Here is a 24,473-nt window from a genome sequence, read left to right as displayed (position 1 = left end):
CGGCGTTCATCGTACTGACGGCGTCGGCAGAGCTCCGTGGTGGATGTCACGAATAGGCAGTTCAGCCGGGTGAGAGGGCGGTGACATCGGTCACTGAGGGTGACCTCACTCTGCGCTCACGCTGCGGCGAGTTGGCCGTGCTGGGCGATCGCGGTGTCGTAGTGGCCGAGCAGCTCGTCGCAGGTGGCTTCCCAGGAACGGCGGTGCACCGAGCCGCGGGCCGCGGCCGCCATGTCGCGGCGTAGTGGGGCGTCCGACGTGATCCGCTCGACGGCGGTGCGCAATGCGTCCGGGTCGTCCGGGTCGACGAGATAACCGGACGTGCCGTGGTCGACCAGGTCGACCGGCCCGCCCGTGTCCGGAGCCACCACCGGGACGCCGGACGACAGCGCCTCCTGCACGGCCTGGCAGAACGTCTCGGCCGGCCCTGTGTGCACGAAGACGTCCAGGCTCGCGTAGGCACGGGACAGGTCCGCGCCGGTCCGGAAGCCCAGGAACGCGGCGTCGGGCAGTTCGGCGCGCAGCTCCGGCTCGCTGGGGCCGCCGCCGACGACGACGAGCCCTGCGCCGGGCATGTCACGCAGCGCGGTCAGCGCACCGACCCGTTTCTCCGGGGCGAGCCGTCCGACGTAGCCGACCAGCGCCTCGCCTGCGGGCGCGAGCTCACGACGGAGCTCGTCGTCGCGGTACGCCGGATGGAACCGCTCCAGATCGACGCCGCGGCCCCAGCGTCGTACCCGTGGGAAGCCGTGCTCGACCAGCCGCCGGGCGGTGTCGGTGGAGGGTGCGAGCGTGACGTCGGCCTGGTCGTGGATGCGCCGCAGCCACGACCAGATGGCGTCGTCACCGATGGAGCGCCACAGTCGGTAGCCGCGGGCGAACCCGGCCAGGTCGGTCTGGAACACCGCCACCGTCGGCAGCCCGAGCCGCACGGCCGCGTTCATGCCCGCTTTGCCCAGCCACACCGGCGAGGCGAGGTGCACCACGTCGGGCGCGAAGTCCCGCAGTGTCCGAGCGACACGTCGCCGGGTGGACAGGCCGACCACGCTGTCGTCGTTGCCGGGCAGGGTGAACGAGGCGACGCGTGCGACGGGCTGGCCCGCGTAGCTCGACTCGCCCTCACCGGGCGCCACCACCAGCACCGTGTGCCCGCGGCGAGTGAGTTGTTCGACCACGCGGCACACCGAGTTCGTGACACCGTTGATCTGGGGTAGGAACGACTCCGTGACGATCGCGACCCGCATGACCATCACGGTTGCCGGGCGCGGTGGCGTCGTGGCGAGACCGGCATGAATGGAGGGTGACGTGCGGACGTCGGCTCGTGGATCACCGGTGTTCGACGTCTCAGTATCAGAGATGCCCGGTCCCCACCGGTGGCGGCAGCGTTCAAGATCGAAGTGACCGGGGTGTCGACAGGGAGTAGCGGGTGACGACGGAGATCGGAACGCCTGCACGGGTACTGCTCGTCGGGAAGAGAGTCCGGGTTCTCGACGAACTGGGGACGGCATTGCGCGCTGTCGGCATGGTCGTCCGGGAGGAGACCGACGTCGACCGGGCCACCACCGGCATCGACGGCGCGTCCGTCGACGTCCTGGCGCTCGGCCGGACGTTCACCGGGTCCAAGCGCGACCGCATCGTCACCGCGCTGCGCGCGCAGAACCCCCGGCTCAAGGTGGTCGAAGGGCTGGCCCCGATCCCGGAGCTGATGGTGGCGCAGGTGCGCGAGGCCGTGGGCACCCCGGACCGGGACAACCGCATCGTCGGCGCGGCGGCCTACGAGCGTGGCGACAACAGCATCGTGCTCATCCTGCGCCGCGCGGCGAACCTCGACGTCACGCTGTACCGGCTGGACCCGATGTACCGCGTCCATCGCCTCGAGGCGTTCACCGGCCCGCTGGGTCCGGGCAAGCAGCGGTTGCCCCTGGGCAGGCGCGTCGGCCGCGGCGAGCGGTTCCTGGTGGTCCAGGCCGATCAGGAGACGACGGTCCATCCGCTCGGCTAGCGCCGGGTGTGGACAAAGTCACCTGCCTGGTCACCACCCGGCGGTACCGGTGAGTCACTACCGTGGTGGCACGCTCGTCCGATCAGGCGCGCTCACAGCGCTCTCGGCGACGCGGCCGCAGCGAGGACGAGGAGGTTCCGCGTGACCAGCCGAACGGAGTCCGGGCTGCCCATCGAGCCCGTGTACGGGCCGCAGCACCGGTCGGGCCGGCCCGAGGACGAGCGGCTGGGCGAACCGGGCGGGTATCCGTTCACTCGCGGTGTCTACCCGACGATGTACACCGGCAGGCCGTGGACGATGCGCCAGTACGCCGGCTTCGGCACCGCCGAGGAGTCCAATCGCCGCTACCACCAGCTCGTCCAGGCCGGCACCGGTGGGCTGTCCGTCGCGTTCGACCTGCCGACGCAGATGGGGTTCGACTCCGACGCCACGGTGGCCTCCGGCGAGGTCGGCAAGGTGGGCGTGGCCATCGACTCGCTGGACGACATGGAGCGGCTGTTCGACGGCATCCCGCTGTCGGACGTGTCCACGTCGATGACGATCAACGCCCCCGCCGCGCTCCTGTTGCTGCTGTACCAGCTGGTCGGCGCCGAACAGGGGGTCCGTGGTGACCAGCTGACCGGGACCGTGCAGAACGACGTGCTCAAGGAGTACGTCGCGCGCGGGACCTACATCTATCCGCCCGCGGAGTCGCTGCGGCTGACCAGCGACATCTTCGGCTACTGCCGGGCTGAGCTGCCGCGCTGGAACACCATCTCCATCTCCGGTTACCACATGGCCGAGGCGGGGGCGACGCCTGCGCAGGAGGTCGCGTTCACGCTGGCCAACGCGCGCGAGTACGTGCGAGCCGCGTTGTCCGCCGGGCTCGCCGTCGACGAGTTCGCACCGCGGCTGTCGTTCTTCTTCGTCGCACGGACGACGTTGCTGGAAGAGGTCGCCAAGTTCCGGGCGGCGCGACGGATCTGGGCGCAGGTCATGCGCGAGGAGTTCGGCGCGGCCGACCCGAAGTCGCAGATGCTGCGGTTCCACACCCAGACCGCGGGCGTCCAACTCACCGCGCAGCAGCCCGAGGTCAACATGGTGCGGGTCGCGGTGCAGGCACTGTCCGCCGTGCTCGGCGGCACCCAGTCGCTGCACACGAACTCCTACGACGAGGCCATCGCGCTGCCCACGGAGAAGGCGGCACGGCTGGCGTTGCGGACCCAGCAGGTGCTGGCGTACGAGACCGACGTGGCCAGGACGGTCGATCCGTTCGCCGGGTCGTACGCCGTCGAGTCGCTCACCGACGAGATCGAGGGCGCGATCCGGCAGCTGATGGACCGGGTGGAGGAGATGGGCGGCGCCGTCGCCGGCATCGAACGCGGCTTCCAGAAGACCGAGATCGAGAAGTCCGCCTACGCCGTCGCGACAGAGATCGACACCGGCGAGCGCACGGTCGTCGGCGTCAACGCGTACACCGACGACGGCGACGAGCCCTACGAGCCGCTGCGGGTGGACCCCGCCATCGAGCGAGGCCAGACCGACCGGCTCGCGGCGCTGCGCTCCGGGCGCGACTCCGACGCCGTCGAGCGCTCTTTGGATGCCCTGCGCGCGGCCGCGTCGGGAACGGACAACGTGCTGTATCCGATGCGCGACGCGCTGGCCGCGCGCGCGACGGTGGGCGAGGTGTGCACGGCGCTGCGTGACGTCTGGGGTGTGTACACGCCGCCGACGGGGGTGTGATCCGGGCCGCTCGTCGCCCCTAGGATGTGCCCCAATCTGTCGGAAGACATGTGTGAAGACGTCGTGTCGGGTGCGAGGGCCGTTGCATGAAAAGACGTGTACTGGGGCACGTGTGCGCCGTCGTCGCGGTGTGTGCCGTCGTCGCAGGCTGCTCCGAGCCGGACCAGCCTGCGGGGCTGTCCGCGGAGACGTCGGACGGGAGCGGCGCGTCCGGGACACCGCCGGCGTCGGATGAGCCGACGTCCGGTGCGGCGTCGGGCGCATCGGGCGAACCTGGGGAACCGACGGGGTCGGGGGAACCTGCCGAACCCACGGAGCCGAACCCGTCGTTCACGCAGCCGTTCGTTCCCGGCGAGCCGAGCGTCATCGAGCTGCCGGAGCAGTTGCCGATCGAGGTGCCCGACGACGCGACGGCCGCGGAGAAGGCCGTGCTCGACGCCGCCGGGGAGTTCATGGCCAGCTGGGACGCGGTGCTGTTCGGCGCCGGCGTGGAACGCTCCAGGATCCGTGAGACCGCGACCGGTGAACAGTTGCAAGGGCTGCTGAGCTACGGGCGGAAGTCCCCGTTGCGGGCCCGGGTCACCGTGGGCGAACCCACCGCGATCGATCTGATGGACGTCTCGGTCGACGGCGACACCGCAGAAGTGGACATCTGCATCACCATGACCGACTGGGTGGAATACAACGCGGGTGCGGCGGAGGAGCTCGACGAGGTCGAGCGGCAACTGCTGACGATGGTCCGCAAGGACGGCGACTGGCTCGCGTCGAACTCGGAGGAGAAGGACGACGCGTCCTGTTCGTGAACAAGGGGCTGACGGTCCGCAATATCGGATGCTATTTTCAGCGTCGAACTCGGCGCGCGACTCGATCAAGGATGGGTGTCCCGTTATGCACCGCAGTGCCCGAATCGCCGTGTCTGTGTCGGCCGCCGCGCTCGCGGCGGCGGTCGCCGCGCCGCTGCCGGCTGGGGCTCGCGACGACGGGACCGGAGGTGAGGGCACCGGCAACGGCTACGAGGTCGGCGTCGAGGTCACGATCAGCGGCGACGGTGCGCCGGGGACGGGCGGCACCATCGAGGTCTCGTTGCCGCCGGTGTGCTGGTGGGAGCCGATCCCGAGTAACGTCGCAGATCCGCCGGTCGACGCGACAGATCCGAAGTCAGTGTACGAGTGGTTCAAGGACATTCTGCCGCATCTCTCCGGTCACGCCGCCTCGGGCAGGCTGGCGTTCCCGGACACCCAGGTGTTCAAGGACGCCATCAAGCGGGAGAAGGCAGGCGAGGACATCACCTGGTACCAAATCTCGTCGAACTCGAAAGACGTGAAGCCGTGTTCGCCAGAAGTGCATGACGTCCCGCCACAGCGCGGTGACGAGGTCGCTCAGATTTACGCGCCGTTCGTTGCCGGCGAGCCGCCGGAGCCCGCGGTCGATCCGGAGACGCTGGCGATCGAGGCGCGTGAGCTGATGGTCATCGACGAGCCGGATGTGGAGCGCAACCCGAAGATCGACGGCAGTGGTCCCGTCGGTGCCACTTTCGTGAACATTCCGACATGGTTCTGGGTGACCGACCCGGAGATGGTCGGCGGGGCCGAGGGCACCCGGACCATCCGCGCCGAAGTCCTCGGGACGGGTGTCTGGGCCGAGGTCACCGCGGAGACCGGCGGACTGTCCGTGGCGTACCCGGGTGGGTCGCAGCAGTGTCCGCCCGAGGTGGCGCTGCGCGAATGGTCACCCGGCTCGTCCGACGCCGCAGGTTGCACCGTCTCGTTCCCGCGCGCGTCCGTCGGCTTCCCCGACGGGTACCCGGTCGAGGCGTCGACGCAGTGGAACGCCACCTGGGAGGGCGAGACCGGCGACGGCGAGTCCGTCGGCGGCGAGCTGGACCCGCTGCAGCGCTCCACGACGGTGAACGTTCCGGTCGCCGAGGTGCAGACGTTGGTGCAGGGCGCGCGCTGACCAGCACGGCAAAACCTTGTTCGACCGGTCGTGAGGCGGCGGTTCGACGGCGAGTAGGTCACATCTCGGTTGCGGGCGTGGTGCTGGTGTTCAGTCCTTGAGATTCGCAGATATCCTGCGGCGATACTGAGAACGTCTCGGGGGCATGGAGGACTTGTGAAGACAGCAGCGCGTTCCGTCGCCGTGGCCGGAGCGGTGGCCCTGTTCGCCGCCTCGTGTGGCGAGGCACCAGAGGACGAAGGCAGCGACAGCGCCACCGGTAGTGCCGCCACGGGGTGCATGGTCTCGGACGAGGGCGGCATCAACGACAAGTCCTTCAACGAGACTTCGTACAAGGGACTCCAGCAGGCCGAAGAAGAAGGCATCATCAGCGAGGTGAGCTTCGCCGAGTCGCAGTCGGAGGCCGACTACGAACCGAACGTGCGCGAGATGGTGCAGCAGGACTGCTCGATCATCGTCACCGTGGGGTTCGCGTTGGCTGCGGCCACCGAGCAGGCGGCGAACGCCAACCCGGACGAGAAGTTCGCGATCGTCGACTACCAGTACAAGGACGCGAACAGCGAGGTCTACGAGATCGACAACGTCAAGCCGCTCGTGTTCAACACGCACGAGGCGGCGTTCCTCGCCGGCTACGCCGCCGCGGCGTACACGAAGACCGGCAAGGTCGGCACCTGGGGTGGCGCCAAGTTCCCCACCGTCACCATCTTCATGGACGGCTTCTACGACGGCGTGCAGTACCACAACCAGCAGAAGGGCACCAACGTGCAGGTGCTCGGCTGGGACAAGGAGTCGCAGGAGGGCCAGTTCGTCGGCGACTTCGAGAACACCGGGCTGGCGAAGCAGATCAGCGACAACCTGATCAGCCAGGGCGCCGACGTGCTGCACCCGGTGGCCGGGCCGCTGGCCGCCAACGCCGCCACCGCCGCGCAGCAGGCCGGCGACGTCGCCGTGATCTGGGCCGACTCCGATGGGTTCGAGTCCGCGCCCGAGTTCAAGGACGTCATCCTGACCAGCGTGCTCAAGGGCATGGACAACGCCGTCAAGGCTGCGGTCGAAGAAACGGTGAACGGCAACTTCAGCAACGAGCCGTACGTCGGCACGCTCGAGAACGGCGGTGTCGGGCTGGCCCCGTTCCACGAGTTCGAGGACGAGATCTCACAGGAGACCAAGGACGAGATCGACCAGATCCGCGAGCAGATCATCTCCGGTGACCTGGTCGTCGAGTCGCCTGCGGCCTTCTAGGTGATCGCACCCGCCCCGACCGGCCGACGCGGCAGCAGGTCACGTCGGCCGGTCGGGGCGCGGTCGCGCGAGGTACTGACGGCACCAGCCGCACATGCCGCGAACCGGGAGTTCGCACCACAAGGAAGGCGGTCGGTCGATTGAAGCTGGAGCTGCGGGGAATCACCAAGCGATTCGGCCCGCTGGTGGCCAACGATCACATCGATCTGACGGTTGAACCCGGAGAGATCCACTGCTTGCTCGGCGAGAACGGCGCCGGGAAGAGCACGTTGATGAACGTGCTGTACGGCCTGTACCAGCCGGACGACGGCAAGATCACCGTCGACGACACGGAGGTCGTCTTCGACGGGCCGGGTGAGGCGATGGCGGCAGGAATCGGCATGGTCCACCAGCACTTCATGCTGGTACCGGTCTTCACCGTCGCCGAGAACGTGATGCTCGGCCAAGAACACGTCGGGCGCGGGGGGCTGCTCGACATGGCGGCGGCCCGGCGCGACGTCACCGAGATCTCCGAGCGCTACGGGTTCCACGTCGAGCCGGACGCCACCGTCGAGGACCTTCCGGTCGGGGTGCAACAGCGAGTCGAGATCATCAAGGCCCTCGTCCGGCGCGCCGACGTGCTGATCCTGGACGAGCCGACGGCCGTTCTGACTCCGCAGGAGACGGACGAGCTGATGGCCATCATGCGCCAGCTCAAGGCCGACGGCACATCGATCGTCTTCATCACGCACAAGCTGCGTGAGGTACGCGCGATCGCCGATCGCATCACGGTCATCCGTCGCGGGGCGGTCGTCGGCGAGGCACAGCCGGACGCGACCGAGGCGGAGCTGGCGTCCATGATGGTGGGCCGCGCGGTCAGCCTGACCGTGGACAAGGAACCGGCCGAGCCCGGCGCGGCGTCGTTCGTCGTGTCCGGCCTGACGGTCGCCGACGATCAAGCCAACATCACCGTCGACCACGTCTCGTTCGACGTCCGCGCCGGCGAGATCGTGGCTGTCGCCGGGGTGCAGGGCAACGGACAGACCGAGCTCGTGGAGTCGATCCTCGGGCTGGAGGAGCACGTCACCGGATCGGCCCGGTTGGCCGGGCAAGAGCTCGTCGGGCGCAGTGTCGACCAAGTCCTGCGCGCGGGGGTGGGCTTCATTCCCGAGGACCGCACGGTCGACGGCCTGGTGGCCGGCTTCTCCGTGGCAGAGAACCTCGTGCTCGATCTGTACCGGCGCCGGCCGTATGCCCGCGGACTGTCACTCAACGGTTCGGAGGTCGCCCGCAACGCCGAACGACAGGTCGCCGAGTTCGACATCCGCACCTCGAGCGTCAGGGCCCCCGCGGGGACCCTGTCCGGCGGAAACCAGCAGAAGGTCGTGGTGGCGCGGGAGATGTCCCGTCCGCTCGAGCTGTTGATCGCGGCCCAGCCGACGCGCGGACTCGACGTCGGCTCGATCGAGTTCGTGCACAAGCGCATCGTCGAAGAGCGCGACCGCGGGGTCCCGGTACTCATCGTGTCGACCGAGCTGGACGAGATCAGCGCCCTCGCGGACCGCATCGTCGTGATGTATCGCGGCGGCGTCGTCGGGATCGTGCCCGGCGACACCGACCGGGACGTCCTCGGCTTGATGATGGCCGGCGTCTCCGCGGACGAGGCCGGGGCCGTCGCGTCGGCGCACCCCACCCAGGTCGAGCATTCGGACTCGCTCGACCTGCCGGTGGGGCGGACGGACGGCGGGCGCGCGAGCGACGCGACCGCCGGTGAGGACGGTGGCCGGGGTGGAGAGACCTCATGAGTGAGCAACAGCAGACAACGTCCGACGAGCGGGAGGGTGAGGAGCCCTTCACCCAGCGTTTCGTCCGTGAACTGACGACCGGCAGCGTCATGGTCACGTTCCTGTCGGTGGTGCTGGCGTTGATCATCGGGGCGATCCTGATCGCGGTGTCCGACCCCGAGGTGCAGGACTCGGTGGGCTACTTCACCGACCGGCCCAGCGACACGTTCTCGGCGATCGGCGATGCCGTCGGCGGCGCCTATTCGGCACTGTTCACCGGGTCGATCATCGACTTCAGCGAGTACACCGTGGGACGGGCGCTGCTGCCGTTGGGCGAGACGCTGACCAACGCGACACCGCTGATCGCCGCCGGGCTCGGTTTCGCGTTGGCGTTCCGGGCCGGCCTGTTCAACATCGGTGGCGAGGGGCAGATCATCCTCGGCGCCATTTTCGCCGGGTACGTCGGGTTCGGCATGGACCTGCCGGTCGGCATCCACCTCGTCCTCGGTGTGGCCGCCGGCATGCTCGGCGGCGCGTTGTGGGGAGGCATCGTCGGTTTCCTCAAGGCACGTACCGGTGCACACGAGGTCATTGTGACGATCATGTTGAACTACATCGCGCGGTTCCTCATCGCCTACCTGCTCACCACCTCCGTGTTCCAGCGCGCCGGTGCCTCGAACCCGGTGAGCCCACAAGTGCACGACAGCGCCGTGCTGCCGACCTTCTTCGACAGTTCCCGGCTGCACCTCGGGTTCATCCTGGTCTTCGCGGCTGCCGCCGGAGTGTGGTGGCTGTTGTCGCGCAGCACCGTCGGATTCGAGTTCCGCGCGGTCGGCGCCAATCCGCACGCGGCCCGCACCGCGGGGATGTCCGTCGCCCGCGCGTACATCCTGGTGATGGTGCTCGCCGGTGCGCTGGCCGGGCTGGCCGGTGTGGCGCAGGTGCTCGGCACCGAGCGCTACCTCACGTCGGGCATCTCCTCGGGCATCGGATTCGACGCGATCACCGTCGCGCTGCTCGGGCGGGCGAACCCGTGGGGGACCGTGGCGGCGGGCCTGTTGTTCGGGGCGCTACGGGCCGGTGCGGTGACCATGCAGGCGAGCACCGGGACGTCGGTCGACATCATCCTGGTGATCCAGTCGCTGATCGTGCTGTTCATCGCGGCGCCACCACTGGTCAGAACAGTCTTCCGGGTCCGGGTACGTGACACCGGCGGAGTCGGCGCGCGGTCGATGGGGTGGGGTTCGTGAGCCAGACAGTCCAGGCCGCGCCGGACGAGAGCCGGCAGACCGTGGTTCGCCCCGGGTGGAAGACACCGATCGTGCTCGTGGTGTTCGCCCTGGTGGCGTTCGTGTTCTTCGGACTGCTCGGCGACTCCGGCCGCACCAGCACGTTCCGCGTCTCCACCTCGGCAGACGCGTGGCAGATCGAGCCACTGGCGCTGTCGTCCCGTCCGGTGGCGTTGGCTTTGAGCGCGTTGTGCCTGGCCATCGCGGTGTATGCGATCGCACTGGTGCGGCGCGGGCAACAGGTTCCGTTGTCGTTGACGGTGATGTTCGGCGTCGCGTTCGTGCTGGCGTTCCTGGTGTGGGCCGTCGCCGGCGAGCAGATCTCGCTCACGAGCTTGCTGCAAGGCGCGCTGGCGCTATCGGTGCCGCTGGTGTTCGGGGCGATGTCCGGCCTGCTCTGCGAGCGTTCCGGGGTCATCAACATCGCCATCGAGGGTCAACTACTGGCCGGCGCGTTCCTCTCCGCGGTGGTGGCCAGCCTGACCGGGAGCGTCGTGGCGGGGCTGGTGGCCGCGGTGGTCGCCGGTCTGCTGGTGGCGTTCGTCCTGGCCACGTTCGCGATCAAGTACATCGTCAACCAGATCATCGTCGGCGTCGTGCTCAACGTCCTGGTGCTGGGCGTGACCAACTTCTTCTACAGCCAGTTGCTGGCTCCCGAGAGCGCGACATGGAACAGCCCGGACACGCTTTCTCGCGTGCGGATCCCGCTGCTCAGTGAGATCCCGGTGCTCGGCCCGGTCATGTTCAACCAGACGGTCATCGTGTACATCATGTACATCACGGTGATCGGCATCCAGGTGTCGTTGTTCCGCAGCCGCTGGGGGCTGCGGGTGCGTTCCGTCGGCGAGCACCCCGAGGCGGCCGACACCCTGGGGATCGACGTCAATCGGACGCGTTTCCGTAACGTGCTGCTGGGCGGCATGGTGGCCGGGTTCGGCGGTGCGTTCTTCACGCTCGGCAACGTCGGTTCGTTCAGTCAGGACATGTCAGCAGGACAGGGGTTCATCGCGTTGGCGGCGATGATCTTCGGCCGGTGGAACCCCATCGGTGCGCTCGGCGCGGCCCTGCTGTTCGGGTTTGCGAACAACCTGCAGAGCGTGCTCGGCATCATCGGCACGCCCATCCCGGGCGAGTTCATGCTGATGCTGCCCTACGTGCTGACGATCTTCGCGGTCGCCGGGCTGGTGGGCCGGGTGCGGGCTCCGGCCGCCGACGGACGGCCGTACGTGAAGTCATGACCGTCGACTGGGATGCGCTGCGCGCGGCTGCCACCGAGGCGGCTGCGCACGCGTACGTTCCGTACTCGTCGTTCCCGGTCGGAGCTGCGGCGCTCGTCGACGACAGGCGCGTGGTGACCGGCTGCAACGTGGAGAACGCGTCCTACGGGGTGACGCTGTGCGCCGAGTGCGGGCTGGTGTCGTCGCTGGTGGCCGGTGGTGGTGGGCGGCTCGTGGCGTTCACCTGTGTCGGCGGCGCCGAGCGCCGGGTGGTCATGCCGTGCGGCCGCTGCCGGCAGCTGTTGTGGGAACACGGCGGGCCGACGCTGCTGGTCGAGACTCCGCACGGTGTGCTCACCATGGACGAGGTCCTGCCCCAGGCGTTCGGCCCCGACGATCTCACCTCCTGACCGTCGCCGCCGTGGAATGATCACGTTGACCATGGAATTCCCTGCGTCACCACCCGTGTAAGCCTCGTGATGCGGTGGGAATCCTGGTGATGGCCACCCCACGACCGACCAGCCCACGGAGGACCTGCGGATGCACCTCGAGAGCGCACGTGAGATCAAAGCCGAACTGCGTCGGGAGGCAGCGCGGGTGCGTCCCGTCCCGGTCGAGCCGCGCACCGTGTCCGGAGGCGTGGCCGTCGGCATCTGCGTCCGCGGATCCGGCACGTACGGTGTCGCCGTCCGCTCGTTCGGTCGGTCCGAACTGACTGACTTCGTCTCCGTCCGCGGGCAGGAACTCGCCGGCGACGAGTGCGACGTGCGTGACGTCGGCATCGTCCGTGCACTGCAATGGGACCCGGCGGAGCTGCAGCGTCGACAGCGACCGCTTCGGCCCGGCCTGTCGGTGGCGCACGTCGACGTCACGGCCGGCACGCTCGGCGCGTTCGTCACGTCCGCCGACGGCGACGGTACGGACCTGCAGATCCTGTCGAACAACCACGTACTCGCGAACTCCGGACAGGCACGGGTCGGCGACGCGGTGACGCAGCCCGGCGCGGCCGACGGCGGCACGGACCCGGCGGACCGTGTCGGCACCCTGTCACAGGTCATCGAGCTGCGCACCGACGGGACGAACGTCGTCGACGCGGCGACCGCTGAGCTCGCCGAGGGCTCGGAGATCGAGCCCGCCTACCCGAGCGGCGTGCTCGACAGCTGGTCGGACGTGCGTGACGACCTGGAGGTGGAGAAGGTCGGCCGCACGACCGGAACCACCCGGGGACGTGTGACCGCCATCGAGGTCGACGACGTGGGCGTCGAGTACCCGATCGGTGTCGTGGACTTCGAGAACCAGATCGAGGTCGGCGGTATTGGTGGCAGCGCGTTCTCCGCCGGTGGTGACAGCGGCTCGATGGTGTACGACGTCGCCGGTCGCTCGGGGGTCGGGTTGCTGTTCGCGGGCAGTGAGCGCGGGGGCGAGGACGGGCTGGGGCTGACGTACTGCAACCCGATCGGCGATGTGCTGCGCATGCTGGGTGTGCGGCTCGTGGCCGGGGAGGGGTGAGACGGAGGCGGCGTCCGTCCCGTCCGGGCTGGGGCTTGTGCATCACGAGGCGTTCGCATGCGTCACGAGGCTTGCAGGGGTGGTGACGCAGGGAATTCCATGCGGGACGTGATCATTCTCGGCGCGGTGGGCGGGGCGGCATGGCCGGGTGGAGAACGATCCGGGATGATCGGCGTATGAACGACGCCGCGAGTGGGACAGAGCCGTTCGACGTGGTCGACGTCATCCGGGCCAAACGCGATCACGCCGAGCTGCCGGACGCGCAGATCGACTGGGTGGTCGACGCGTACACGCGCGGCATCGTGGCGGACGAGCAGATGTCCGCTCTGGCCATGGCGATCCTGCTGAACGGCATGTCGCGGCGCGAGATCGCCCGGTGGACCGAGGCCATGATCGGCACCGGCCGCCGCATGGACTGGTCGGGCGTGCAGCGGCCGACCACGGACAAACACTCCACCGGCGGTGTGGGCGACAAGATCACGCTGCCGCTGGCGCCGACGGTGGCGGCGTGCGGCGCCGCTGTGCCGCAACTGTCCGGGCGCGGGCTCGGGCACACCGGAGGGACCCTCGATAAGCTCGAGTCGATCCCCGGCTGGCGGGCGTCGCTGTCCCCGGACGAGATGCTGTCGGTGCTGCGCGACACCGGCGCGGTCGTCTGCGCCGCCGGGGCCGACCTGGCGCCCGCCGACAAGCGGTTGTACGCGCTGCGCGACGTCACCGGAACCGTCGAGTCGATTCCGCTGATCGCGTCGTCGATCATGAGCAAGAAGATCGCGGAGGGTACGGCGGCTCTCGTCCTGGACGTCAAGGTGGGGTCGGGCGCGTTCATGAAGGACGTCGAGTCCGCGCGTGAGCTGGCCGAGACGATGGTGGCGCTGGGTACCGACGCCGGGGTGCGGACGGTCGCGCTGCTGACGAACATGGCGACGCCGCTCGGGCTGACGGCGGGGAACGCCCTCGAGGTCGCCGAGGCCGTCGAGGTGCTCGGCGGCGGCGGCCCGGACGACGTCGTCGAGCTCACCGTCCGGCTGGCTCGCGAGATGCTGGAGGTGAGCGGCCAGGGAGGAGCCAAGGACCCCGCCGACGCGCTGCGCGACGGGACGGCCATGGACGTGTGGCGTCGCATGATCGCCGGCCAGGGCGGCGATCCGGACGCGGATCTGCCCCGGGCACGTGAGACCCACACAATCCTCGCGCCCGCCGACGGCACCCTCGCCTCGCTCGACGCGTACCAGGTGGGGGTCGCCGCATGGCGGCTGGGCGCGGGGCGCGGTCGGCAGGACGAGCCGGTGCAGGCAGCGGCCGGGGTCCGGATGCACGTCAAACCCGGTGCGGTGGTGCGTTCCGGGGAGCCGTTGCTCACCCTGCACACCGACGAACCGGCGCGCATTCAGCGGGCCGTCGACGCTCTGGACGGCGCGTACGTGATTGCTCCCGCGGGCTCGCGGCCGGATCTGCTCCCGCTGGTCGTCGACCGCGTCTCCTGACGCCCGGCGCACGCCCGGCGGATCGACGGGGCCACGGCGACTACGCTCGGCTCATGATCAGCCACATCACGACACCACAGCGCGTGCCCGTCCCGGGCGGCAAGATCATCGACGAGTACGTCGGGCGGGCGTCGAGCGGCGACGAGAACGTCTCCGTCGCCCGCATGAGCGCACCACCGGGATGGGACGAGCCGGCTCAGACGCCACGGTTCGACGAGGTGACGCTGGTGATCAGCGGCAGTCTGATGGTCGAACACGACGGCGGGAGCACGGAGATCGCCGCCGGAGAGGCGGTCCGGACCCCTGCCGGGGAACGGGTCCGCTATGTCGCCGGCGAGCGCGGGGCGGAATACGTCTCGGTCTGTGTTCCGGCATTCGAGATCGGTCTCGCCGGTCGTGAGGACGGCCCGGGGCCGGCTGCGTGATGCACACGTGCCTGCACGTGAACTCCGGCCTTCTGCATGTGCATGTCGTCATTCCTGCGCACGCTGAAAATCCGGATGCATGTGCAACAGCGAGTGCTGGCGGTGGCATTCGACCGTGGTGAGCACCCGAATGAATCGGACATTTCGGCATAAAGTGTCGCAGGCTCACCAGTCGTCGCCGGTCGCGGTCGGGTCGACGAGGCCGGGTGGCGCGTCGACCTGATCGGCGTCCGGGTCGAGGCGGATGATCCACTCGCCGTCACGCCGGATCGGCCGGGCCTCCCAGCTGTGCTCCGCTGCGTTCCAGGTCAGAACGTACTCGATATCGCGGCGAAGCATCCGTGAACCCCCAAGTCCCCGTGGTTGAACTCGGCGGGTTGCCGGGATCGGGGTGGTATCACCGGCAACCCGCCTCAAGTCACGGCATCCATGAACGGTGTCGAATCGGGAGAAAAGCCACCGGCCATGACTCGTAAAACGATCATTTCTCCGAAAACCCGTGATCGCCAGGGTGGTGAGGCGGGAGGATTCGGGGGATGGTTCGGGATTTCGGCCATCTCCTGACAGTACGAGTTCGACAATGTCACCATGGTCTTCCCCGCATATGTGGAGACATGGTGCGCGAACCGAACGATCACCTACGGACAGCCCGAGAGAACGTGCCGTCGCGGGACGTCCCGGGCGTGCCGATGTCTCGGCAGGAGCTGGCCGATCAGGTCAACGCACACCTGCTCGAGTCCACCGGACGCGTGCACGAGCTGGACGACAACTACATCGGCAAGCTCGAGCGCGGCGTCATCCGGTGGCCGCAGTCGTCCTATCGCGAAGCACTGCGAGCGGTGCTGGGCGTCGGCTCCGACCGCGAGATCGGTTTCGTCAACACCCGACGACTGGCCGCTGCCGCAAAGCCGCCGGCCGCCACGGCGGCGACGGAGCCGGACGTGAAGCGCCAGGAGTTCCTCCGCGCGGCGTTCGTCGGCGTGGGCGCGCTGACCTCACCGTCGGCGCTGCTGGAGATGCTCTCCCCGCTACGCTCCAGCGACGCACCCCAGCGGGTCGGCTCCGGCGACGTCGAACAGGTCCGTGGCGCGGCCGAGCTGCTGGTCAGCTGGGGGCACAGCCACGGGGGTGCGGGTGTGCGCGAGGCCGCGTACGCGCAGCTGCGCTGGTTCGCCCAGTTGCTCAACGCGCGTAGCTCGGCCGACGTCCGCGTCGAGGTGCACGAGGCCGTCGGCCTGCTGGGACATGCCACGGCGCACATGGCGTTCGACGCCTGCGCGTACGACGAGGCGCGGCAGACGTTCCGGTTCGCGCTCGCGTGCTCCGAAGAGGTACAGAGCTGGCACCTGCGGGCCAAGGTGCTGTCGTCGTTGGCGCGGCAGGAGATCTGGCGCGGCAACCCGGACGAGGGCCTGACGTGGGCCGAGCTGGCCCTCGTCCGTGCCGATCGGCTGACGGGCTCCGAGCGGGCGATGCTGCACACCGCACGTGCCCGGGCACTGGCGAAGATGGGCCGCTACGACGAGACGTTGCGTGCCGTCGGCGCCGCCGACGACGCCTTCGGGCACGCCGAACCGTCCCACGATCCGCCGTGGATGTCGTACTACGACGCCGCCCAGCACGCCGGCGACACCGGGCACGCGTTGTTCGACCTGAGTATCCAGGGGCACAGCACGGACGCCGCCGACAGGCTCAAGACGGCGATCGACGGGCACACCGCCGAGTACGCCCGCTCGCGAGCGATGTCACAGACCAAGCTCGCCTCGCTGACCATGGCCACCGGCGATCCGCACGAGGCGGCGCAGGTGGGGTTGGTGGCGGTCGACGACGCCGGCCGGCTGCACTCCCGCCGTGCCGCGATGGATCTCGCCGAGCTGCGTGACTACGCCGGCAGGCATCGCGGCCTCGCCGAGGTCGGCGAGCTGCGGCACCGGCTCACCGCCACCTTGACGTGACCCGGCACGGCCTCGATCAGGTCCTCGATCACGCGTGCCGTCGCGCCGGTCTGGACGTGCGGGGTGCGGAGCGGATCCGGGTGGCGGAGAACGCCGTGTACCGCCTCGCCGGCGGCGTGATCGCACGGGTGAGCCGGGCCGGCCAGACCCCCGCCGCCGTCACCGAGGTCCGCGTCGCCCGTTGGCTGGAGCGCTCGGGGCTCCGAGCGGCCCGCGTGGTGCCCGGCATCGAGCAACCGGTCGACGTCGACGGCACCGCCGTGACCTTCTGGCGGGAGCTACCCGCCCACCACGACGGTGAGCACCTGCACGTCGCGTCCGTGCTGCGGAGGCTGCATGGGCTGCAGCCTCCGCAGGAGTTCCGGCTGCCGCCGCTGGCGCCGTTCGTCCGGGTGCGCGATCGGCTGGGTTCGGCGGAGACGATCTCCGCGGCGGACCGGACGTGGCTGCTCGCGTATCTCGACGACCTCGAGCGGCGCTATGCCGAGCTGCCGGCCGGTTTGCCGCACGGCGTCGTCCACGGGGACGCGTGGGTGGGGAACGTCCTCGTGGACGACGAGGGCACCCCCTGGCTGATGGATCTGGAGAGGTTCTCGGTGGGGCCGCCGGAGTGGGACCTCGTCTCCACGGCAGTGCGGCTGACGTCGTTCGGCACGTTGGACGCGCGCGAGTACGAGGCGTTCTGCATCGCGTACGGCCATGACGTCACGCAGTGGGCCGGGTTCGCGACGCTGCGCGACATCCGCGAGCTGCGCGCCTGCTCGTACATGCTGCAGCACGCCGCCACCGGGGCCGCCGCGCGGGACGAGGCCGCACGGCGCGTCGCGTGCCTGCGCGGGCATGGCGGGCCGCGGCCGTGGCGCTGGAAGCGCATCGTGTGACCGGCTTCGTGTGACCGATGCCGTGCGCGGGCGCGGGCCGGGCGGCGGCGTCCTCAGCGGAGCCGGTCGACCAGACCGTAGGTCTGCGCTTCTTCGGCCGAGAGCACGCGGCCGGTACGCAGGTCGGCGCCGACGTCGTCCGGAGCGCGGCCGGTCGTGGTGGCGACGAGGTCGCGCAGGCGCGCGCACTGGCGTTCGTGCTGCTGGGCTTGGACGGTGAGCTCGTCGGCGGTTCCGTCGGCCGAGCCGCGCGGCTGCGAGAGCACGATGGTCGTGCCGTGATGCGCGACGCGTTCGTCTCCGGCGCACGCGACCGCGACGGCCGGCCCGCAGACCGTGCCGTGCATGAACACGCTCACCGTCGCCGAGACCGTCTCGACCGTGTCCGCGAGTGCGAGAGAGGCGTCGAGCTCGCTGTCGCGGCAGGTCAGATGGAGCTCGATCGGGGCGTCGTCGCGCCGGTCGAGCAGGAGCAGTTGGCTCGCACCGCGGTTGGCCAGCGCGGTGTCGAGAACCCCGCCGAGGTACACGATGCGCTGCTGCAGCAGCCGGTCGGTGAGGTCGTCCCCGGGCGGCGCCGGCACGGCTTCCTCCCAGCTCGGCACCGTCGGGCCGGGCGCCGGGGGTTCGGGCTGGTGCGGCGACGGATGCCAGGGCGGACGCGGATGCGACGGCGGTGGTATCTCCTGGCCCGCCGGTGGGCCGCCGAAGGGGGTCGTGTGGATCATCGAATAGCACCTCCGCGCGAGGGTGGGGCTCACCACCAGCATGCGCGCGACCTGCTCACGCCGTCCACGGGTCGACGCGCAGGAGGAAGCCGCGGATCTCCAGGAAGTCGGCGAGGAACTGCCGGTGCTCGCCGCAGGCGGCCCAGACCTTCTCACGCTCGGGGGTGTGGACCTTGGGGTTGTTCCACACGACGGCGTACTCCGCCGTCGCCCGGCAGCCCTTGGCCGAGCAGGTCGCGGGCTCACGTGCCGCCGACGATGCGTCGCTCACACCGACCACCCTGCCACGCCGGCGCACGCGTCGTCGTGCCGGACGGTCGTGTGCCGGAGCCAGGGCCGGGGCCGGCACCGGGGCGGGTGCCGTGGCCTCGAGCGTCACACGCATGTGCCCACGGAACACGCATGTGCCCTCTTCCCATGCTCGACCCAGGAACGGATGATGGTCGCTGTTACAAACCATTCCCCAAGGAGACGATCAATGACCAACAACGGGTACGGGCCCGGCACCGGTCCGCCGCCACGGCGGCCGAGCGAGGACGAGCTCGTGAACATGGTGGCAACGGCCGGGTCCGGCGTGCTGGCCGTGAACACACCGGACGGACATCCGCATCTGAGCACCATGCTCTACACCTGGGATCCCGCCGAGCGGATCGCGCGGTTCTCGACGACCGCGAAGCGGCTCAAGACCCGCCATCTGCGCCGCGACCCGCGCAGTGCCCTGCACGTCTACGGCTCGGGGCTGTTCGCGTTCGCCACCGCCGAAGGGACGGCCGAGCTCTCCGACGTCAGCACCGAACCCGGCGACGCGGCGGGACGCGAGCTGCTGGCGTCCACGAGCATGCCGGTCGATCCCGGCGACGAGGACGCGTTCCTGCGGCAGATGGTCGCCGACGAGCGTCTGGTGATCAGACTGCGGGTGACGCGCCTGTACGGCGTCGTCTTCGACGAACTGGTGCAGTAACGTGCAGGCCCCATGAGCACACTACTGCGGCTGAGTGACGGAAGCTCCACCCGCTGGGTCGTCCGGCGCGACGGCGTGGACGCGGAGCTGGACCTCTCGCTGGCCGAGCTGTTGCGGCTGCCGGTGACCGACGCACGTGCCCGGATCGACGCCGCGGTGCCTGGCGCCACTGCCGGCGACGCCGCCGTACTGGCTCCGGTCGACCGGCAGGAGGTGTGGGCCGCCGGTGTCACCTATCTGCGCAGCCGGGACGGGCGGTCCGAGGAGTCCGGCCACGGGGACATGTACCAGCGGGTGTACGACGCCGACCGTCCGGAGATCTTCTTCAAATCCGTCCCGGAGCGGGTGGTTCCCGACGGTGCCGCGGTCGGCGTCCGCACCGATTCCGGGTGGGACGTGCCCGAGCCGGAGGTCGGCCTGGTCCTGAACTGCTACGGCGAGCTCGTCGGCTACGTGCCCGGCAACGACATGAGCAGCCGTTCCATCGAGGGCGAGAACCCGCTCTACCTGCCGCAGGCGAAGATGTACGAGCGGTCGTGCGCGCTGGGCCCGGGGATCGTGCCGGCCTGGGAGGTTGGCGAGCCGCTGCCGGTGTCGCTGCGCATCGAACGCGACGGTGCCGCGGTGTTCGAGGGGACGACGTCGACCGCGTCGATGAAGCGCAGCTTCGGCGAGCTCGCGGACTGGCTGTTCCGCGCCATGGACTTCCCGGACGGCGCGGTGCTGCTGACCGGCACCGGGCTGGTTCCGGGCGCGGAGTTCACGCTGCGCGCCGACGACGTCGTCGTGGTCGACGTCATCGGGGTCGGCACGCTGCACAACCCGGTCGCCGTCGTGGGCCGGTGAGACGTCGTCCCTCGGGGGTGTCTGGTCAGTCTGCCGAAACAGTCCGCGGGATGGAAAGCCGCCCGGGGCCATCACCAGGATCGTGCACGCGTCACCAGGGCTGGTAGAGCGGCGGCGACGTCAGGCGGCGGCGACGTCCAGCGCCTGCCGGGCGATCTCGAACTCCTCGTCCGTGGGCACGACCAGGACCGCCACCTCGGCCCCGTCCGGCGAGATGATGTGCGAGCGGCTGCCGGCGAACGAGTTCCGCACGTGGTCGACCTCGATGCCGAGGCGGCGCAGCCCGGACAGCGAATGGGAGCGCACCCACGCGTCGTTCTCGCCCACGCCGGCGGTGAAGACGACCGCGTGCGCCTGGCCGAGAACGGCGAGGTACGCGCCGACGTAGTGCCGGACGCGGTGGCAGTACACCTCGCGAGCCAGCCGCGCGTCCTCGTCGCCGGCGCGTGCGCGACGGTGTACCTCGCGCATGTCGTTGGCCCCGGCCAGGCCCAACAGCCCGCTCTGCCGGTTGAGCAGGTCGTCCAGCTCGTCGATACCCAGGCCTGCCTCACGGCGCAGGTGCGACAGCACTCCGGCGTCGATGTCGCCGGTCCGGGTGCCCATGACCAGCCCTTCGAGCGGTGTCAGGCCCATCGAGGTGTCGACGGAGCGCCCGCCGCGCACGGCCGTGGCCGACGCGCCGTTGCCCAGGTGCAGCACGATCAGGTTGAGGTCCTCGACGGAGCGTTCCATCAGCCGTGCCGCGGCCCGGCTGACGTAGGACACCGACGTGCCGTGGAAGCCGTAGCGGCGCACCCCGTGCTCCGCCGCCGTCCGCGACTCCAGGGCATACGTGTACGCCGACGGCGGCAGCGTCTGGTGGAAGGCGGTGTCGAAGACGGCGACGTGCGGAACGTGCGGCAGCGCCCGGCGAGCCACCCGGACACCGGCCAGGTTCGGCGGGTTGTGCAGCGGCGCCAGTGACGACAGCACGTCGATGCTGTGCTCGACGTCGTCGTCGATCAGCACAGGCTCGGCGAAGCGGTCGCCGCCGTGGACCACCCGGTGGCCCACCGCCGCGAGCTCGACCTCGGACAGCGGGTGCTCTCCGGATTCGAGCGCGCGCAGGATCACGTCCAGCGCGGCCTCGTGGTCGGCGGCGGCGACGTCGTCCTGGACGGTACCGTCCGTGCTGCCCGGGCCATCCTGGTCACCCGTGCCGGCGTCGTCGCGGCGCAACCGCGCGGACGGCTCGCCGATCCGCTCGAGCACCCCCTTGGCCAGGGACTTGCCGTTGGCGACGTCGACGAGCTGGTACTTGATCGACGACGATCCGCAGTTCAGGACGAGCACGGTCGTGGTCATCGGGAGGTTCCGTTCGGTGAGGGGCTGTCGGTGTGGGCGGCTAGCATGCCGCCATGCCTACGAACCGCATGCAGATCGGGTTGTGCTTCGACCGGACGTTCCCGCCGCAGCTCGTCACGGAGCTGGCGCGAGCGCTCGACCGGGGCGGTGCAGGTCAGCTCTGGGTCATCGAGGACTGTTTCTACACCGCCGGGGTCAGTCTCGCAGCTTCGGCGCTGACCGTCACCGAACAACTCGAGGTCGGTATCGGCATTCTGCCGGCGGTCGCGCGCAACCCCGCGGTGACGGCCATGGAGTTCGCGACGCTCGACGGTCTCGCTCCGGGGCGGCTGCTGCCGGGCATCGGACACGGCGTGCAGACGTGGATGGCGCAGATGGGCGCGCGGCCGGCCTCGCCGCTCACCTCGCTCGAAGAGGTGCTGGTCGCGGTCGGCCGGCTGCTCGCGGGCGAGAACGTCACCACGCACGGGCACTACGTCGATCTCGACGGCGTCCAGCTGGACCAGCCGCCGGCGAGCCCGCCGCCGCTGCTCGCGGGCGTGCGCGGTCCGCGTTCGCTGGCGATGGCCGGCCGGGTCGCCGGCGGAGTCGTGCTGGCCGAGCCGGCCGGGCCCGCGTACGTCCGCTGGGCGCTGGAGCAGGCGGGCCGGCGGCCGGACGACTTCCACGTCGCCACCTTCGGTGTGCTGTGCGTGCAGCGTGACCGCGAAGAGGCCTACCGCATCATGGCGCCGTGGCTGGCCCGTGTGCTGGACGAGGCCACCACCGCGATCACGGCCGTGCCGTTCTACGACGACCTCGCGGCGCGCTATGCGGAGAAGGGGCTGGACGGCCTGGTGAGCATGCCGCCGCAGTGGTGGACCGAGCTGGCTCCGATCGGCACCATGGACGACGCGTTCGAGCACGTCGACGCGCTCGAACGCGCCGGTGTCCGCAGCGTCGGGCTGTACCCGTCCCCGGATGTCGAGGTCGCCCGTGGCCAGGTCGCCGACATCGTCGCGCTCGCCGCGCGCTAGGCGCCGGGTCACGTCGGGCTCTCGTGCTCTGCCGCGGCGACCGACTGCGCCTGGATCGCCGTGATCGCGATGGTCGTGACGATGTCGCGCACCGACGCGCCCCGGGACAGGTCGTTGACCGGGCGGCGCAGGCCCTGCAGTACCGGGCCCACGGCCACCGCACCGGAGCTGCGCTGCACCGCCTTGTAGGTGTTGTTGCCGGTGTTGAGGTCGGGAAAGATGAACACGGTGGCCCGGCCCGCGACGTCGCTGCCGGGCATCTTGGTGCGGGCCACACTCGCGTCGACGGCGGCGTCGTACTGGATCGGCCCCTCGACCGACAGGTCCGGTCGCCTGTCGCGTACCAGCGTGGTGGCCTCGCGCACCTTGTCCACGTCCGAGCCGGAACCGGACTCACCGGTCGAGTACGACAGCATCGCGATCCGCGGCTCGACACCGAACTGGGCCGCCGTGCTCGCCGACGAGATCGCGATGTCGGCCAGCTGCTCGGCGGTCGGGTCCGGGTTGACGGCGCAGTCGCCGTAGACCAGCACCCGGTCGGGCAGGCACATGAAGAACACGCTGGACACGACCGACACGCCCGGGACCGTCTTCACCACCTCGAACGACGGGCGGATGGTGTGCGCGGTGGTGTGCGCCGCACCGGACACCATCGCGTCGGCGAGGCCGAGCAGCACCATCAGCGTGGCGAAGTAGGACACGTCGGCGACCTGTTCGCGCGCGGCCTCCATGGTGACGCCCTTGTGCTCACGGAGGGCGGCGTACTCGCGGGCCAGACGTTCGCGGGGTTCGGCGCCGGCCGGGTCGACCACCTGCGCGGCGTCGAGGTCGAGCCCCAGCCGGACGGCGGCGGCGTCGACGTCGTCGCGGCGTCCCAGCAGGGTGACGTCGGCGATGCCGCGGCGCAGAACCGTGTCCGCCGCCTGCAGGACGCGGTCGTCGTCGGCCTCGGGCAGCACGACGTGCCGGGGGCCGGCGCGGGCGCGCTCGATCAGCTCGTGCTCGAACATCAGCGGCGTGACGACGTCGCTGCGGGCGACGTCGAGGCGGTCCAGCAGCTCCGCGGCGTCGACGTGATCGTCGAACAGGGCGAGCGCGGTCTGCACCTTGCGGGTCGAGTCGTGGGTCAGCCGGCCGCGCACCGCGGCCAGCGTCGTCGCCGTCTGGAACGTGTCGCCGGGCACGGTGACGATCGGCAGGCCCAGGTCGAGGCCGTCGATCACCTGGACGATCTGCGGCGGCAGCTCGAAGCCGCCGTTGAGGACCACGCCCGCCAGTGTCGGGAAGGTCGTCGACGCGTGCGCGGTCAGCACGCCGAGGACGACGTCGGTGCGGTCGGCGGGGGTGATGACGACGCCGTCGTCGACCAGCCGGTCCAGCACGTGCGGCACGGTCATGCCGGCGACGACGAGACCGCCCGCCTCGCGCCCGAGGCGGGCGGGGTCGCCGCGGAACAGCTCGCCGCCGGAGGCGTGGAGCAGGTCGCCGACCGTGGGCGCGGACAGCAGCGGCCTCTCCGGCAGTGCGTACGCGGTGCCGTGGTCGCGGAGCGCGGCGCGGACGGCGTCGAGGCGTTCGGGCCGGACCCGGTTGGCGACGACGGCGACGAGCGTGCCGTAGTTGGCCGCCAGTTCGGTGGTGGCCATCTCGGCGACGGCGCGCACGTCGTCGGCGCTGCGGTCGCGGCCGTTCAGCACCAGGATCACCGGAGCGCCGAGGTTCGCCGCCACGCGCGCGTTGAACGAGAACTCGGTGGGACTGTCCACGTCGGTGTAGTCGCTGCCCACCACGACGACCGCCTCACAACGCGCGGCGACCTCGCGGTAACGGTCCAGGATGGTGCTCATGGCTGCGTCCGCGTCGGCGTGCACCTCGTCGTAGGTCACGCCGGCGCAGAGCTCGTAGGGCAGGTCGACGCCGTCGTGCTCGAGCAGCAGCTCGAGCACGTAGTCCGGCCGGGGTCCGGAGCGCACGATCGGCCGGAAGACGCCGACGCGTCCGAGCCGCCTGGTCAAGGCTTCGAGGACGCCGAGGGCGACGGTGGACTTGCCGGTCTCCCCGGTGACCGACGCCACGTAGACACTGCGGACCACGAGCGCGAGGCTATCCCGCGCACGGAGTAGCGTC

General features: G+C 70.2%; 23 protein-coding genes. 17 read left to right on the top strand and 6 right to left on the bottom strand.

The window, feature by feature from the left end; genetic code table 11:
* Window positions 1-116: 116 nt before the first annotated feature.
* Window positions 117-1,244 (bottom strand): glycosyltransferase family 4 protein, encoded by a 1,128-nt coding sequence (locus CLV30_RS12975; protein ID WP_205740688.1) that lies wholly within the window; start codon window positions 1,242-1,244, stop codon window positions 117-119.
* Window positions 1,245-1,426: 182 nt separating this feature from the next.
* On the opposite strand from CLV30_RS12975, the gene CLV30_RS12970 reads away from it, so the two are divergent.
* The 12 genes from CLV30_RS12970 (at window position 1,427) to CLV30_RS12915 (ending at window position 14,612) form a co-directional block, all read left to right on the top strand.
* A complete protein-coding gene (locus CLV30_RS12970) occupies window positions 1,427-2,002 on the top strand; it encodes a hypothetical protein (protein WP_106537632.1) in 576 nt (191 codons plus the stop codon).
* Window positions 2,003-2,143: 141 nt separating this feature from the next.
* A complete protein-coding gene (locus tag CLV30_RS12965; RefSeq protein WP_106537631.1) occupies window positions 2,144-3,724 on the top strand; it encodes an acyl-CoA mutase large subunit family protein in 1,581 nt (526 codons plus the stop codon).
* Between the two features lie 86 nt (window positions 3,725-3,810).
* A complete protein-coding gene (locus CLV30_RS12960; protein WP_129710941.1) occupies window positions 3,811-4,527 on the top strand; it encodes a hypothetical protein in 717 nt (238 codons plus the stop codon).
* Window positions 4,528-4,636: 109 nt separating this feature from the next.
* Window positions 4,637-5,680, top strand: a complete 1,044-nt coding sequence (locus tag CLV30_RS12955) for a hypothetical protein (RefSeq protein WP_170119644.1) — start codon at window positions 4,637-4,639, stop codon at window positions 5,678-5,680.
* A 156-nt stretch (window positions 5,681-5,836) separates the two neighbouring features.
* Window positions 5,837-6,922, top strand: coding sequence for a BMP family lipoprotein (locus CLV30_RS12950; protein WP_106537628.1), 1,086 nt, complete (start codon window positions 5,837-5,839; stop codon window positions 6,920-6,922).
* Between the two features lie 140 nt (window positions 6,923-7,062).
* Window positions 7,063-8,706 carry an ABC transporter ATP-binding protein gene (locus CLV30_RS12945; RefSeq protein ID WP_106537627.1) on the top strand — a complete coding sequence of 548 codons (1,644 nt, stop codon included), beginning with the start codon at window positions 7,063-7,065 and terminating at the stop codon, window positions 8,704-8,706.
* Window positions 8,703-9,935, top strand: coding sequence for an ABC transporter permease (locus tag CLV30_RS12940; protein WP_106537626.1), 1,233 nt, complete (start codon window positions 8,703-8,705; stop codon window positions 9,933-9,935). Before CLV30_RS12945 ends, CLV30_RS12940 begins: the two co-directional genes overlap by 4 nt.
* Window positions 9,932-11,212 (top strand): ABC transporter permease, encoded by a 1,281-nt coding sequence (locus tag CLV30_RS12935; RefSeq protein ID WP_106537698.1) that lies wholly within the window; start codon window positions 9,932-9,934, stop codon window positions 11,210-11,212. The genes CLV30_RS12940 and CLV30_RS12935 overlap by 4 nt, the downstream gene beginning before the upstream one ends.
* Complete coding sequence (locus CLV30_RS12930) at window positions 11,209-11,601, top strand: cytidine deaminase (protein WP_106537625.1); 393 nt, start codon at window positions 11,209-11,211, stop codon at window positions 11,599-11,601. The genes CLV30_RS12935 and CLV30_RS12930 overlap by 4 nt, the downstream gene beginning before the upstream one ends.
* Before the next feature lie 130 nt (window positions 11,602-11,731).
* Window positions 11,732-12,700 carry a hypothetical protein gene (locus CLV30_RS12925; protein WP_106537624.1) on the top strand — a complete coding sequence of 323 codons (969 nt, stop codon included), beginning with the start codon at window positions 11,732-11,734 and terminating at the stop codon, window positions 12,698-12,700.
* A gap of 176 nt (window positions 12,701-12,876) precedes the next feature.
* Entirely contained in the window at window positions 12,877-14,187 is a 1,311-nt protein-coding gene (locus CLV30_RS12920; protein ID WP_106537623.1) for a thymidine phosphorylase, read from the top strand.
* 53 nt (window positions 14,188-14,240) lie between these two features.
* Entirely contained in the window at window positions 14,241-14,612 is a 372-nt protein-coding gene (locus CLV30_RS12915; RefSeq protein WP_106537622.1) for a cupin domain-containing protein, read from the top strand.
* Between the two features lie 165 nt (window positions 14,613-14,777).
* On the opposite strand, the gene CLV30_RS26465 is transcribed toward CLV30_RS12915, so the two are convergent.
* Window positions 14,778-14,951, bottom strand: a complete 174-nt coding sequence (locus CLV30_RS26465; RefSeq protein ID WP_165358545.1) for a hypothetical protein — start codon at window positions 14,949-14,951, stop codon at window positions 14,778-14,780.
* Between the two features lie 278 nt (window positions 14,952-15,229).
* Between CLV30_RS26465 and CLV30_RS12910 the strand changes: the two genes are divergently transcribed.
* On the top strand, window positions 15,230-16,567 hold the full coding sequence (locus CLV30_RS12910; RefSeq protein ID WP_211300056.1) for an NsdA family TPR-like regulatory protein: 1,338 nt from the start codon (window positions 15,230-15,232) through the stop codon (window positions 16,565-16,567).
* A complete protein-coding gene (locus tag CLV30_RS12905; protein WP_106537621.1) occupies window positions 16,564-17,448 on the top strand; it encodes a phosphotransferase enzyme family protein in 885 nt (294 codons plus the stop codon). The genes CLV30_RS12910 and CLV30_RS12905 overlap by 4 nt, the downstream gene beginning before the upstream one ends.
* Before the next feature lie 53 nt (window positions 17,449-17,501).
* Here CLV30_RS12905 and CLV30_RS12900 read toward each other — a convergent pair whose 3' ends face one another.
* Window positions 17,502-18,176, bottom strand: a complete 675-nt coding sequence (locus CLV30_RS12900) for an ATP-dependent Clp protease proteolytic subunit (protein ID WP_165358544.1) — start codon at window positions 18,174-18,176, stop codon at window positions 17,502-17,504.
* 55 nt (window positions 18,177-18,231) lie between these two features.
* Entirely contained in the window at window positions 18,232-18,447 is a 216-nt protein-coding gene (locus CLV30_RS12895; protein WP_106537696.1) for a hypothetical protein, read from the bottom strand.
* A gap of 207 nt (window positions 18,448-18,654) precedes the next feature.
* Between CLV30_RS12895 and CLV30_RS12890 the strand changes: the two genes are divergently transcribed.
* A complete protein-coding gene (locus CLV30_RS12890) occupies window positions 18,655-19,137 on the top strand; it encodes a TIGR03618 family F420-dependent PPOX class oxidoreductase (RefSeq protein WP_106537619.1) in 483 nt (160 codons plus the stop codon).
* 12 nt (window positions 19,138-19,149) lie between these two features.
* Window positions 19,150-19,983, top strand: a complete 834-nt coding sequence (locus CLV30_RS12885; RefSeq protein WP_106537618.1) for a fumarylacetoacetate hydrolase family protein — start codon at window positions 19,150-19,152, stop codon at window positions 19,981-19,983.
* A gap of 120 nt (window positions 19,984-20,103) precedes the next feature.
* Here the strand turns inward: CLV30_RS12885 and CLV30_RS12880 are convergent, their stop codons facing one another.
* The gene (locus CLV30_RS12880) at window positions 20,104-21,330 is read right to left on the bottom strand and encodes an acetate/propionate family kinase (RefSeq protein ID WP_106537617.1); all 1,227 of its coding nucleotides are present in this window, start codon (window positions 21,328-21,330) and stop codon (window positions 20,104-20,106) included.
* Window positions 21,331-21,383: 53 nt separating this feature from the next.
* Between CLV30_RS12880 and CLV30_RS12875 the strand changes: the two genes are divergently transcribed.
* Window positions 21,384-22,346 carry an LLM class flavin-dependent oxidoreductase gene (locus CLV30_RS12875; protein WP_205740686.1) on the top strand — a complete coding sequence of 321 codons (963 nt, stop codon included), beginning with the start codon at window positions 21,384-21,386 and terminating at the stop codon, window positions 22,344-22,346.
* A gap of 8 nt (window positions 22,347-22,354) precedes the next feature.
* Here the strand turns inward: CLV30_RS12875 and pta are convergent, their stop codons facing one another.
* Window positions 22,355-24,439 (bottom strand): phosphate acetyltransferase, encoded by a 2,085-nt coding sequence (gene pta, locus CLV30_RS12870; protein ID WP_106537616.1) that lies wholly within the window; start codon window positions 24,437-24,439, stop codon window positions 22,355-22,357.
* Window positions 24,440-24,473 lie beyond the last annotated feature (34 nt).

The organism is Haloactinopolyspora alba, from assembly GCF_003014555.1.
Lineage (GTDB): Bacteria > Actinomycetota > Actinomycetes > Jiangellales > Jiangellaceae > Haloactinopolyspora > Haloactinopolyspora alba.
The sequence above is the reverse complement of the archived record's forward strand: the minus strand, read 5'-3'. Positions and strand labels throughout refer to the sequence as shown.

Coding starts and splice junctions, on each gene's coding strand:
- CLV30_RS12975 (WP_205740688.1), bottom strand. CDS start 1,244: ATGCGGGTCGCGATCGTCACGGAGTCGTTCCTACCCCAGATCAACGGT.
- CLV30_RS12960 (WP_129710941.1), top strand. CDS start 3,811: ATGAAAAGACGTGTACTGGGGCACGTGTGCGCCGTCGTCGCGGTGTGT.
- CLV30_RS12940 (WP_106537626.1), top strand. CDS start 8,703: ATGAGTGAGCAACAGCAGACAACGTCCGACGAGCGGGAGGGTGAGGAG.
- CLV30_RS12930 (WP_106537625.1), top strand. CDS start 11,209: ATGACCGTCGACTGGGATGCGCTGCGCGCGGCTGCCACCGAGGCGGCT.
- CLV30_RS12925 (WP_106537624.1), top strand. CDS start 11,732: ATGCACCTCGAGAGCGCACGTGAGATCAAAGCCGAACTGCGTCGGGAG.
- CLV30_RS12920 (WP_106537623.1), top strand. CDS start 12,877: ATGAACGACGCCGCGAGTGGGACAGAGCCGTTCGACGTGGTCGACGTC.
- CLV30_RS12915 (WP_106537622.1), top strand. CDS start 14,241: ATGATCAGCCACATCACGACACCACAGCGCGTGCCCGTCCCGGGCGGC.
- CLV30_RS26465 (WP_165358545.1), bottom strand. CDS start 14,951: ATGCTTCGCCGCGATATCGAGTACGTTCTGACCTGGAACGCAGCGGAG.
- CLV30_RS12900 (WP_165358544.1), bottom strand. CDS start 18,176: ATGATCCACACGACCCCCTTCGGCGGCCCACCGGCGGGCCAGGAGATA.
- CLV30_RS12890 (WP_106537619.1), top strand. CDS start 18,655: ATGACCAACAACGGGTACGGGCCCGGCACCGGTCCGCCGCCACGGCGG.
- CLV30_RS12885 (WP_106537618.1), top strand. CDS start 19,150: ATGAGCACACTACTGCGGCTGAGTGACGGAAGCTCCACCCGCTGGGTC.
- CLV30_RS12880 (WP_106537617.1), bottom strand. CDS start 21,330: ATGACCACGACCGTGCTCGTCCTGAACTGCGGATCGTCGTCGATCAAG.
- CLV30_RS12875 (WP_205740686.1), top strand. CDS start 21,384: ATGCCTACGAACCGCATGCAGATCGGGTTGTGCTTCGACCGGACGTTC.